At 77.4% G+C, this 13539-nt stretch carries 2 protein-coding genes; both read left to right on the forward strand.

Going from position 1 to position 13539, the window contains the following annotated elements:
- Positions 1-102: 102 nt before the first annotated feature.
- Positions 103-4728, forward strand: a complete 4626-nt coding sequence (locus tag IE180_RS20505; protein ID WP_190158368.1) for a type I polyketide synthase — start codon at positions 103-105, stop codon at positions 4726-4728.
- Positions 4725-13508 carry a non-ribosomal peptide synthetase gene (locus tag IE180_RS20510; protein WP_190158369.1) on the forward strand — a complete coding sequence of 2928 codons (8784 nt, stop codon included), beginning with the start codon at positions 4725-4727 and terminating at the stop codon, positions 13506-13508. Before IE180_RS20505 ends, IE180_RS20510 begins: the two co-directional genes overlap by 4 nt.
- Positions 13509-13539: the final 31 nt, after the last annotated feature.

Consider the following 13539-nt stretch of genomic DNA (forward strand, 5'->3'; position numbering starts at 1 on the left):
GTCCGCCGACGGGCCGGAACGCCCGCCGGCCGGGGACGGCGCGCCGTCCCACCGCCCCGCCGCCGCGCGGTGCCCGCACCGAGCCACCAAACGGAGACCAACGTGTACGCAGAGCCAGTCCGGCCCGACCGGGACGACGACACCGACGGCCGTATCGCCGTCATCGGCATGGCGGGGCGCTTCCCCGGAGCCGGTTCCCCCGACGAACTGTGGAGCCTGCTGGTGGCGGGGGAGGACGCCGTCACCCGCTTCACGCCGGAGGAGCTGACCGCCGCGGGCGTGCCCGCCGCCGAGGCGACCGCGCCGGGGTACGTACCCGCCAAGGGCGTCCTCGACGACATCGCGGGCTTCGACTCCCGGCTGTTCGGCTACAACGCGCTGGAGGCGTCGGTCATCGACCCGCAGCAGCGGATCTTCCTGGAGTGCGCGTGGGCCGCGCTGGAGGACGCGGGCTGCGACCCGGACCGCTCCGCCGGTCCCGTCGCCGTCTACGCCGGGTCGCTGCTGAGCACGTATCTGGTCCACAACCTGCTGCCCCGCGCCGACCTGCGTGCCACCCTCGGCGTGCCGCTGCTTTTCCAGAGCAACCAGCCCGACCAGCTCGCCACCCGCGCCGCGTACAAGCTGAACCTGCGCGGGCCCGCCGTCACCGTGCAGACCGCGTGCTCCACCTCCCTCGTCGCCGTGCACATGGCCGTGCAGAGCCTGCTCGGCCAGGAGTGCGACGTGGCCCTCGCGGGCGGCGTCACCGTCACCGTGCCGCACCGGACCGGATACCTGCCCGTCGCGGGCGGCATCGAGTCGCCGGAGGGACGCTGCCGCCCGTACAGCGCACAGGCCGACGGCACCGTCTTCGGCAACGGCGCGGGTGTCGTCGTCCTCAAGCGGCTCGCCGACGCCCTCGCGGACGGCGACCGGGTGCACGCCGTGCTCCTCGGCTCGGCGGTCAACAACGACGGCGCCGCCAAGGCCGGTTACACCGCGCCGGGCGTCGCCGGGCAGACGGCCGTGATCCGCGAGGCGCTGTCCGTCGCGGGAGTGTCGCCGCGCACCGTCGGCTACGTCCAGGGCCACGGCACGGGCACCGCGCTGGGCGACCCCATCGAGGTCGAGGCGCTCACCCGCGCCTACCGGGCCGCCGAGGCCGACGAAGCCGCCGAGGCCGACGAGGCCGGGGCCGCCGGAACCGGGGGCGCCGCCGCGGCCCCCTGGTGCGCCCTCGGATCGGTCAAGTCGGCCGTCGGCCACCTCGACACGGCCGCCGGGGTCACCGGCCTGATCGCCGCCGTGCAGGCGCTGCGCCACGGCACGATCCCCGCCACCCTGCGCGGCGACGGCACGACCGCCGCCGACGCCCTGGCCGGCACCCCGTTCCACGCGCCCGCCGCGCCCGTCGACTGGCCCCGCGGCGACACGCCCCGCAGGGCGGCCGTCAGCGCCTTCGGCATCGGCGGCACCAACGCCCACGTCATCCTCGAGGAGGCCCCGCGCCGGCCCGCCGAGGACGCCCCTGCCGGCGGCACGCCCGCCGTGCCGGTCGCGCTGCCCCTCTCGGCCCGCACCGCCACCGCGCTCGACACCGCCGCCCAGCGGCTCGCCGCGCACCTGGAGGCCCACCCCGGCGTGCCGCTCGCGGACGTCGCCCGCACCCTGCGCACCGGCCGCCGCCTGCTGGACCACCGCCGGGCCGTCCTGGCCCGGGACACCGCCGGAGCCGTCGCCGCCCTGCGCGGAGGCGGCCGGCGCGACGCCGTCGCCGCCCGCACCGACCGGGTCGACGCCCCCGTGGCGTTCCTGCTGCCCGGCCAGGGCGCACAGCTGCCCCGCATGGCGCTCGGCCTGTACGACGCGCACCCCGTCTTCCGAGCCGCGCTGGAGGAGTGCGCCGCGCTGTTGCGCCCCCTGCTCGACCGCGACCTGATCGCACTGCTGCGCGACGGCACGGAGGAGGAGCTGCGCCGCACCGACCTGCTCCAGCCCGCCGTCGTCGCAGTGGGCCACGCCCTGGCCCGGCTGTGGGAGCACTGGGGCGTACGGCCCGCCGCGCTCCTCGGACACAGCCTGGGCGAGTTCACCGCCGCCGCCCTGTCCGGCGTCTTCGACCTGCCCGACGCGCTGCGGCTCGCCGCCGTGCGCGGCCGCCTCATGGCGGAGACGGCGCCCGGCGCCATGCTCGCCGTGCCGCTCGCGGAGGACGCCGCCGCCGCGGAGGCCGCCGCCCACGGACTGGACCTCGCCGCCGTCAACGGACCCGGGGCCGCCGTGCTGTCCGGCCCGGCCGACGCCGTCGAGCGGGCCGCCGGCGCCTTCGAGGAGCGTGGCCTGCGGGCCCTGCGGCTCCCCGTCGACCGGGCCTTCCACAGCGCCCTGTGCGACGAGGCCGCCGCGCGGTTCGCCGACGAGGTCGCCAGGACCGCCCGCCACGCGCCCCGCGTACCGTTCGTGTCCGGTGTGACCGGCGACTGGATCACCGCCGAACAGGCCGCCGACCCCGGCTACTGGGCCCGCCAGATGCGCGCCCCGGTCCGCTTCGACCAGGGGCTGCGCACCCTGACCGCCCTCGACGAGGGCCTGGTGCTGGTCGAGAACGGCCCCGGCAGCGTCCTCACCGACCTGGTGCGGTCCGCGCGGCCCGGCGCCGACGCCCCGCGCACCGCCCCGGCGCCGCTCCCCTCACGCGGCCGCCGCGGCCCGGAGGACGAGCCCGCGAGCGCCGCCCTGTCGCTGGCCGGACTGTGGGCGCACGGCGCCTCCGTCACCTGGGAGCCGGCCGCGCCCGGGGCCCGTGTCACCGGCCTGCCCGGCTACCCGTTCGAGCGACTCCACCACTGGATCGACCCCGGCACGGCGGCCGCCCCCGGTGGCGCCGCCCCCGCGGGCGCCGCCACGGAACAGGACCTCGCCGACGCCCTGCACGCCACGCCCGTCTGGCGCCCCCTCGACACGGGCACCGGGACGGCACCCGGCGCGGACGGCGAGGCCGCCGACCCGCTGCGCGGCCGCCGCCAGACCTGGCTCGTCCTCATGGACCGCGAGGGCGCCGCGCAGCCCGCCGTCGACCTGCTGACGGCGCGCGGCCAGATCGTCACCGTCGTACAACCGGGCCCCGAGTACCGGCGCGTCCGGCGCGGCGTGTACGAACTCGACCCGGCCGACCCCGCCCAGTACGCCAAGCTCCTCGCCGACCTGCGGGCCCTCGTCCGCACCCCGACCGCGATCCTCTACGCCTGGGGCCTCGACAGCGGCGACGACGCGCGGGAGAGCGGTCCCGACGAGACCGCCTGCTACTTCGGGCTGGTCCGGCTGGCCCGCGCCCTGGCCGAGGAGAGCGTCGTCAACGAGGTCCGCCTCGGCGTGCTCACCGCCGGCGCGTTCCGGACCACCCCGTCCGAACGCCCCGACCCGGCCGCCGCGATGCTCAGCGGCCCCGTCCAGGTGCTGCCCGAGGAGTACGCCAACCTCCGCTGCGCCCAGATCGACCTGGCGGCCGGCGCCGCCCTCGACGAGACCGCCGCGCAGGCCGTGCTCGGTGCCGTCCTCACCGCACCCGCGCGCCTCCTCGCCCTGCGCGACAGCACGCTCCTCACCCGTACCGTCAGCACCGCCGAGCGCCCCGTCCCGGCGGCGCCCGTCCGGCTCGCCGACGGCGCCACCTGGGTCGTCACCGGCGGCCTCGGCGGCATCGGCCGCACCCTCGCCGCCGACCTGGCCCGCACCCGCGGCGCCCGCCTCGCGCTGCTCTCCCGCACCGCCCCTGAGACGGACGACGGGAGCGGGGCGGGGGACGGCGGCGGACACGCCGCGTTCCTGCGGGAGCTGCGTGACGCGGGCGCCGAGGTCGTCGCCGTACGCGCCGACGTCACCGACGCCGCGTCGCTCGCCGCCGCCCTCGACCGGGTCCGCGCCCGGTTCGGCCGCATCGACGGCGTCGTCCACGCCGCGGGCCTGCCCGGCGGCGGTTCCGTCGCCCTGCGCGGCGACGACGAGGCCCGCGCCGTGTTCGCCCCCAAGGTCGACGGCACACGCCACCTGCTCGCCGCGCTCCGCCCCGACGAGGCGGACGTCCTGGTGGTCTGCTCCTCCCTCGCCACCCTCGTCCCCACCTACGGGCAGGCCGACTACGCCGCCGCCAACGCCTACCTGGCGGCCGCCGCGGAGGCCGAAGCCGCCGCGGGCACCCGCCACGCGATCGCCGTGGACTGGGACATGTGGGCCGGGGTCGGCATGGCCGCCGACGCGGAGGTCCCCGCCGACCTGCGCACCCTCCAGGAGCGCATGCTCGCCGGTGCCCTCACCGCCCGTCAGGGCGCCCGCGCGTTCGCCGCGCTCCTCGACGGACCCGCCGGACGCCACGTGGTGGCCCGTCCGACGGCGGTCGTCGCCGACGGCACGCTCAGCCTGGCCGCGGACGAGCCGTCCGCCGCGCGGCCCGCCGCCGTCGCGCTGCCCCGCCCGGACCTCGCCACCCCGTACGCCGCGCCGGGCACCCCGACCGAGGAGCGCCTCGCCGAGATCTACGGCGAGATGCTCGGCATCGACCGGGTCGGCGTCCACGACGACTTCCTCGACCTCGGCGGGCACTCCCTGCTCGCCGCGCAGATCGTGGCCCGCCTCCGCGCCGAGTTCGACGTCGAGGTGCCCGCCCGCGCGTTCTTCGAGGGCGGCCGCGTGGCCGACCTCGCCGAACTGATCGAGGACCGCATCCTCGCCGAACTGGAGAACCAGTGACCAAGCCCACCGGCCGGGAGGACCGACTCGCCCGGCTCACGCCCGCACAGCGGGCCGCGTTCGAGGCCCGCGCCCGCGGCCGCGCCGCCGCGACCGGCACCGACACGCCCGCCGCCCCCGGAACCCCGGACGGCGCCCCCGACCGGGGCGCCGTCACCCCGGCCCCGCGCCCCGCGCCGCTCTCCTTCGGGCAGGAGCGCCTGTGGTTCCTGGAGCAGCTCGCCCCCGGGCTCGGCGTCCACAACGAGTACGTCGGTCTGCGGCTCACCGGCCCGCTCGACCTGGCCGCGCTCGACGGCGCCCTCACCCGGCTCGCCGACCGCCACGAGGCGCTCCGCACGGTCGTCGACACCGTCGACGGCACCCCGCTCCAGCGGGTCCTGCCGCCCGGCCGCTCCGTCCTGGAGGTCGTGGACGTGGAGCCCGGCGCGGAGGCGGCGCGGGCCGAGGAGGAGGCCGCCCGCCCGTTCGACCTGGCGCGCGGTCCCCTGTTCCGGGCCGTGCTGCTCCGCTCGGCGTCCGACCGCGCCCTGCTGGTCGTCGTCAACCACCACATGGTCGGCGACGCCTGGTCCCGCGCGGTCCTCGTCGACGAACTGTGCGCCGGCTACCGCGCCCACCTCGACGGCACCGGCGCCGACACCCCGGCGCCGCCCGTCCAGTACGGAGACTTCGCCGCCTGGCAGCGCCGCGAGCTGACCGACGAGAACCTCGCCGGGCACCTCACCTACTGGCGGGAGCGGCTCGCGGGCGCCCCGCCGCTGCTCCACCTCGCCGCCGACCGGCCCCGCCCCGCCGTGCCCACCCACCGGGGCGGCCGGGTCCGCTTCACCCTGGACGCGGCGCTCACGGAGTCCGTCGAGGCGGCGGCGCGGCAGGCCCGCGCCACCCCGTTCATGGTGACGCTCGCCGCCTGGCAGGCCGTCCTCATGCGCCACTCCGGCCAGGAGGACATCGTCGTCGGCGTCCCCACTGCCGGACGCGACCGGCCCGAACTGGCCGGCCTCACCGGTATGTTCGTCAACAGTCTGGTGCTGCGCGCCGACCTGTCCGGCGACCCGTCGTTCGGCGAGCTGCTCGGCCGGGTGCGGGAGGCCTCCCTCGGCGCGTTCGCCCACGCCCAGGTGCCCTTCGAGCGGCTCGTCCGCGAGCTGAGCCCCGACCGGGACCTCGGCCACGCGCCGCTCTACCAGGTGCAGTTCGGCTACCGGAACGTCCCCGAGCGGGCCCTGTCCCTGCCCGGCGTCGACGTCGAACCCGCCGACCTCGACAACGGCCTGTGCCGCATCGACCTGAGCCTCGAACTGGCCCGGCACGGCGACGTCACCGAGGGCATCTGCGAGTACAGCCGCGACCTCTTCGACGAGCCGACCGCGCGGACCCTCACCGAGGCGCTCGCGCGCGTCCTGCGCCGCGCCGCCGCCGACCCGGATCTGCGCCTGTCCGAACTGCTCGCCCTCACCCCGGCCGAGCAGGCGCTCCTCGACGCGGCCGGCGACGGCGGGCCCCTGCCGGACGACGCCCCCGACGTACTCGCCGCGTTCGCCCGGGCCGTACGGGCCCGGCCCGACGCCGAGGCCGTGACCTGCGGGGGCGAGACCCTCACCTTCCGCGCCCTGCGCGCCCGCACCGAGGGCGTCGCCGCCCGGCTGCGGGACGCGGGCGTCCGCCCCGGCGACCGGGTCGGCGTGGCCCTGCGCCGCTGCGCCGACCTGCCGGCCGCGCTGCTCGGCGTCCTCACGGCGGGCGCCGCGTACGTGCCGCTCGACCCGGACTACCCGGCGGAGCGGCTGCGGTACGTGTGCGAGGACGCGGCGCCCGCCGCCGTCCTGGTCCACGCCGCGACCCGTGGCACCTTCGCGGACGGCGTCGTCCCGGCCGGTGTACCCCTGCTGGACACCGACACCGACACCGACACCGGCACCGGCACCGGCACCGGCACCGGCACCGGCACCGGCACCGGCACCGACACCGGCACCGACACGGCCGCCCGCTCCGCCACGGCCGCCGGGGCGGGGGAGGGGGACGGCGGCAGCCCGGAGCCGGAGTCCGCCGCGTACGTCATCCACACCTCCGGGTCCACGGGCCGCCCCAAGGGCGTGGTGGTCCGCCACCGCAACCTGACGGCGTTCCTCGCTGCGATGGACCGTGTGGTGGAGACCGGCGGGGAGCCGGTCACCTGGCTCGCCGTCACCAGCGTGTCGTTCGACATCTCCGTGCTCGAACTGCTGTGGACGCTCAGCCGGGGCCACCGCGTGGTCCTCGCCCCCGACAAGGACCACGCCCCCGCCCCGGCTCCCGCGGCCGAGGAGCGGGTGCGCGAACGGGCTCCGGAATTCAGCCTGTTCTACTTCGCCAGCGACACCGGCGGCACCCCGCCCGGCCCCGGCCAGTACCGGCTCCTCATGGACGGCGCGCGGTTCGCCGACGAGCACGGCTTCAGCGCCGTGTGGATGCCGGAGCGCCACTTCCACGCGTTCGGCGGGCCGTTCCCCGCCCCGTCCGTGCTCGCCGCCGCCGTCGCCACCGCCACCCGGCGCGTCGGCATCCGCGCGGGCAGCGTCGTCATGCCGCTGCACCACCCGGTCCGCGTCGCGGAGGAGTGGTCCGTCGTCGACAACCTGTCCGGCGGCCGCGTCGGCGTCTCCTTCGCGTCCGGCTGGCACGTGGACGACTTCGTCCTCGCCAAGGACGCCTACGACGACCGGCAGGCCCGCACCCTCACCGGCATCGACCAGGTGCGGCGGCTGTGGCGCGGCGAGCGCGTCCCGTTCGAGGGACCCGGTGGCCGCACCGTCGAGACCGCCGTCCTGCCCCGCCCCGTCCAGCCCGAACTGCCGTTCTGGCTCACCTCGTCCGGCAACCCGGAGACCTGTCGCGCCGCCGGCGAGGCCGGCGCCCGGCTGCTCACCCACCTGCTGGGGCAGAGCGTCGAGGAGCTCGCGGAGAAGATCGCCGTCTACCGCGAGGCGTGGCACCGCGCCGGACACGCGGGGGCGCCGCACGTCACGCTGATGCTGCACACCTTCGTGGGCGCCGACGCCGACGACGTGCGCTCCCACGCCTGGGAGCCGTTCCGCTCGTACCTGCGCTCCTCCGTCGGGCTCATCCAGAACATGGCCCGCGCGCTGGGCGTCGACGTCACCGCCGACGACTTCACCGAGGACGACCAGGAGGCCCTCCTCGACCACGCCTGCGCCCGCTACCTCGCGGACAGCTCGCTGATCGGCACCGTCGAGGACCGGCTGCCGCTCGTCCGCCGGCTCACCGAGGCCGGGGTGGACGAGATCGCCTGCCTGATCGACTTCGGCGTGGACGAGGAGGCCGCGCTCGGCGCGCTGCCCGCGCTGGCCGCCCTCGGCGACCGCGCGGCCACCGCCGCCGCGCCGGCCACGGCCGCGCGGGACGGGAGCGGCGACGCCGTCTCGCCGACCGCCCTGATCCGCGCCCACGGCGTGACCCACCTCCAGTGCACGCCGTCCCACGCCCGCGCCCTCCTCGACGAGGAGGACGCGGCGGCGCTCGGCACCCTGCGCGAACTGCTCCTCGGCGGCGAACCCCTCGACGCCGGCCTCGTCGGCGCGCTCGCCCGGCACGTGCGCGGCACGATCCGCAACATGTACGGACCGACCGAGACCACCGTCTGGTCGACGACCGACACGGTCGACCCCGCCGCCGGCGCCGTCACCATCGGACGGCCCATCGCCGGCACCACCGTCCGCGTCCTCGACCCGCACGGCCGCCGCGTCCCGGCCGGCGTCCCCGGTGAGCTGTACATCGGCGGGGCCGGGGTGACCGCCGGCTACCTCGGCCGCCCGGAACTGACCGGCGAACGCTTCGTCCCCGCCGACCCCGCCACGACCGGAACGGGCGAGGACACCGCGGGGCGAGGGCGCCTGTACCGCACCGGCGACCTCGTCCGCGTACGCCCCGACGGCCGCCTCCAGTACCTGTCCCGCAACGACAACCAGCTCAAGATCCGGGGCTTCCGCGTCGAGGCCGGTGAGGTCGAGGCCGCGCTGACCGCCCTGCCGTCCGTGCGACAGTGCGTGGTCACCGCGTACGAGCCGGGCACCTCCCGCGCCGCCCTCGCCGCCTACCTGGTCCCGGCCGCGCCGGACGCCCCGCCCGCCCCGGCGGAGCTGCGCGCCGAACTGGCCCGCCGCCTGCCGTCGTTCCTGGTCCCCTCGCACTACGTGGTCCTCGACGCCCTGCCGCTCACCGGCAACGGCAAGGTGGACCGGGGCGCACTGCCCGCGCCGGTGCCCGAGCGGACCGGGGCCGGGGAGTTCACCGCGCCCCGCACCCCGACCGAGGAGACCGTCGCCCGGGTGTGGGCCGACGCCCTGCGCACCGAACGGGTCGGCGTCCACGACGACTTCTTCGCGCTCGGCGGACACTCGCTGCTCGCCACCCAGGTCGTCGCCGGGATACGCCGCGCGCTCGGCGTGCGGCTGTCGCTGCGCACCCTGTTCGAGGCGCCCACCGTCGCCGCCCTGGCCGCCGCCGTGGACGCCCTCGACGGCGCCGCCCAGGACGTCCCGGAGCAGGAGGCGGCCCCGGCCGAGCTCCGCCCCGACCCGGCCCGCCGGCACGACCCGTTCCCCCTCACCGACGTGCAGCGGGCCTACTGGATCGGCCGCAGCGGCACCGTCGGCGGCGACGTCTCCTGCCACCTCTACGTCGAACTCGACGTGGACGACGTGGACCTGCCCCGCCTCGAACGCGCCTGGCAGGCCCTGGTGCGACGCCACGACGCCCTGCGCATCGTCGTCGACGAGAACGGCGAGCAGCGCGTCCTCGCCGACGTGCCGGACTACCGCATCGCCGCCGAGGACCTGCGCGGCCTCGACGCGGCGGAACGCGAGAGCCGGCTGGAGGGCATCCGCCAGGACATGTCCCACCAGGTACTGCCCTCCGAGGTGTGGCCGCTGTTCGACCTGCGCGCCAGCCGCACCACCGGCACCGGCGCCCGCCTCCACTTCGGCATCGACACCCTCATCGCGGACGGCGGCAGCACCCAGATCCTGCTGCGCGAACTCCTCGCCGTGTACCGGGGCGAACTCGACCCGCGCCCGCTGGAGCTGTCGTTCCGCGACTACGTCCTGGCCGAGCAGGCCCGCCGCGAAGGACCGCGGCGGGAACGCGACCTCGTCTACTGGCGGGACCGGCTCGACACGCTGCCGCCCGCGCCGCCGCTGCCGCTGGTGCGCCGCCCCGACGAGCTGGCCGAGACCCGGTTCGGGCGCCGTGAGGCGTACCTCCCGGCCGACGTGTGGGCCCGGCTGAAGGAACGGGCCGCCGCCGCGCGGATCACCCCGTCCGCGCTCGCCCTGTCCGCGTACGCCACCGTCCTCGGCGCGTGGTCCGGCGCGGGCCGCTTCAGCCTGAACCTCACCCTCTTCAACCGGGTGGGCGACCACCCCGACCTGCCCGCGCTCGTCGGCGACTTCACCGCGCTGACGATGCTGGAGGTCGACGGCGCCACCGACGGGGCGTTCGAGGCGCGGGCGCGCCGCATCCAGGACCGCCTCTGGGAGGACCTGGACCACCAGCTCGTCAGCGGCGTGTGGGTGGCGGGCGAGCTGGCCCGCCGCCGGGGCGTCGCCGAGGCCGTCATGCCGGTCGTCTTCACCAGCGAGCTCGGTGCCGACACCGGCGGCGGCGCACTCGCCGCCGGGCCGGGCGCGCGGGTCGCGTACACCATCACGCAGACCCCACAGGTGTGGCTCGACCACCAGATCGCCGAGCACGAGGGCCGCCTCCGCCTCACGTGGGACGCCGTGGAGGCGCTGTTCGCGCCCGGCACGCTGGACGACATGTTCGGCGCGTACACGACGCTGCTCACCGCGCTCGCCGACGAACCGGCCGCCTGGGACGACCCGCACCGCGAGCTCCTCCCGGCCGGCCAGATCGCCCGGTACACGGCGCTCAACGCCACCGACGGGCCGCTGCCGGACGGGCTGCTGCACGAGCCGTTCCTGGCGCGCGCCGCACGCGAACCGGACCGCACCGCCGTCGTCTCGGCCACCGGCACCGTCACCTACGGCGAACTGGACCGGGCCTCCCTGGCCGTCGCCCGCGCCCTGGGCGACGCCGGGGTGCGGGACGGCGACCTCGTCGGCGTCCTCGCCCACCGGGGCTGGGAGCAGGTCGCCTCCGCGATCGGCGTCCTGCGGGCGGGCGGTGCCTACCTGCCGCTCGACAGCGGGCTGCCCGCCGACCGCGTGGCCCGCTCCCTCGCCCACGCCGGGGCCGTCGCGCTGCTGCTCCCGGACACCCTCCCGGACGGCCATCCGGCCGGGGAGGCGGCGCCCGAGGGCGTGACGGTCCTGCGGTTCGGCGACGCCGTCGACCGCGGCACCGACCTGGGCCCCGGCCGGGACCCGCGGCCCGCGACCGCTCCCGGCGACCTGGCGTACGTCATCTACACCTCCGGCTCCACCGGCGAGCCGAAGGGCGTGATGACCGACCACCGGGGCGCCCTCAACACCGTCACCGACATCAACGAACGGTTCGGCGTCCACGCCGAGGACCGCGTGTTCGGCCTGTCGTCGCTCGGCTTCGACCTGTCCGTGTACGACGTCTTCGGCACCCTCGCGGCCGGCGCGGCGCTCGTGCTGCCCGGCCCCGGCGAGGAGCGCGACCCGGTCCGCTGGGCGCGGCTCGTCGCCGAGCACGCGGTCACCGTCTGGAACTCCGTACCGGCCCTCATGGAGATGCTGCTCGTCCACGCCTCCGGCAACCCGGCGGTGGACGTCGAGACCCTGCGCCTGGTCATGCTGAGCGGCGACTGGATCCCGGTCGGCATGCCCGGCCACATCCGACGGACCGCCCCGAAGGCCGAGGTGATCAGCCTGGGCGGCGCCACCGAGGCGTCGATCTGGTCGGTGCTCCATCCGGTCGGCACCGTCGACCCGGACCGGCCGAGCATCCCGTACGGGCGGCCCATGCGGAACCAGCGGATGTACGTCCTCGACGACGCGTTCCGGCTGCGGCCCGCCGGCGTGCCGGGCGCCCTGTTCATCGGCGGCGTCGGCCTGGCCACCGGCTACCGCAACGCGCCCGCGCTGACCGCCCGCGCCTTCCCCGAGCACCCGGTGACGGGCGAGCGCCTCTACCGCACCGGTGACCTGGCCCGCCTCCACCCGGACGGCGAACTGGAGTTCCTCGGCCGGGAGGACTCGCAGGTCAAGGTGCGCGGCATGCGGATCGAGCTGGGCGAGATCGAGGCCGCGCTCGTCCGGACGGACGGCGTCCGCGAGGCCGCCGCCCTCGTCGAGGGCTCCGGCATGGCGGCGCAGCTCGCCGCGTACGTGGTGCGCGAGGCCGCACCGGCGGCAGAGGTCCGTGCCGGGGAGGCGGACGCGGAAGCGGCGGACACCGCGGGCGGTGCGGCGCTGGACGCCGAGCGGGTGCGCCGACTGGAGACCCGGCTGAGCCAGCCGGGGCGGCGCCGTGACCTCGCGGGCCGCGAGATCGTCCCGTTCGCCCTGCCCGCCGACACCCGCGAACTGCGGGCCGCGTCCGCCGCGCGCGGCGCCGCGACCCGCTTCGGCCGCGGACCGGTCCCGGCCTCCGGCCTGTACGGGCTGCTCACCGTGCTCGCCCGGCAGGACGACGACGGCGTGCCGCGCTACGCGTACGGTTCGGCCGGCGGCCTCTACCCGGTGCAGACGTACGTCGCGGTGGCACCGGGCGGTGTCGACGGGATCGGCGCCGGAACGTACTACCTGGACCCGGCGGGCCCGGCCCTGGTGGCGCTCGACGGACCGGAGAGCGCCGGACGGGCCCTCGACCCGGCGCTGTTCGGGGAGTTCAACCGGCCGCTGGCCGGGGCTGCCGGCTTCGCCGTGTACCTGGTGGCCAGGAACGCTGCCGTGGCGCCCGTCTACGGCGAACTCGCCCGTCCCTTCACGCTGCTGGAGGCCGGCGCGATGGCGCAGCTGCTGCGGCAGCGCGCCGCCGACTGCCGGATCGGGCTGTGCCCGGTCGGCGACGTGTACGCCGAACCGCTGCACCACGTCCTGCGTCTGGAAGACGACCAGACCGTGCTGCACACGCTGCTGGGCGGCCTGCCCGACGGGGCCGCCGCCGGTTCCGGCGACCCGGAGGCGTGGGCGGCGGAGCTCCGCGCCGAACTGGCGCGCAGGCTCCCCGCGTACATGGTGCCCCGGCACGTGCGGGCCGTGGACGCGCTGCCGCTGTCGGCCAACGGCAAGGTCGACCGCAAGGCGCTGGCCCGGCTGGGCGAGGCGCGGGAACCGTCCGCCGCGTCGTCGGCCGCGCCGGTCGCCGCCGCGCCGGTCGCCACCGCCCCGGCCGCCCCGGCGGTGCCGGTCGCGGCCGACGACCGGGGCCCGCTGCCCGGATCCACCGTCGAACGGGTCTCCGCGCTGTGGCGGGAGGTGCTGGACGGCCAGGAGGTCGCCGTCGACACGAACTTCTTCGACGCGGGGGCGACCTCCATCCACCTGGTGCGCGTCCAGCGCCGGATCACCGAGGAGTTCGGCACGGAACTGTCGGTCGTCGACATGTTCGACCGCCCGACGGTACGGCTCCTGGCCGAACTGCTCGACCGGCCCCCGGTGCCCGCACCGGCCCCCGCCGCGCCGGTGCCCGCCGTCCGGTCCGGTGCCGCCGACGCGGCCCCGTCCGCCGAGCCGGACGTCCCGGCCGGCGAGGACGGCGCCGAACCCCCCGCCGGACGGCGTCGGCACCACGAACGGCGGCGGGCCGCCCGCCGCGCCCAGGGCCCCGGCAGCCCGGCCGCCGACTGAGGCGGCCCGCGCGGACGGGGCTCCCCGCCCG

Origin of the sequence: Streptomyces litmocidini (assembly GCF_014649755.1) — a bacterium.
Lineage (GTDB): Bacteria > Actinomycetota > Actinomycetes > Streptomycetales > Streptomycetaceae > Streptomyces > Streptomyces litmocidini.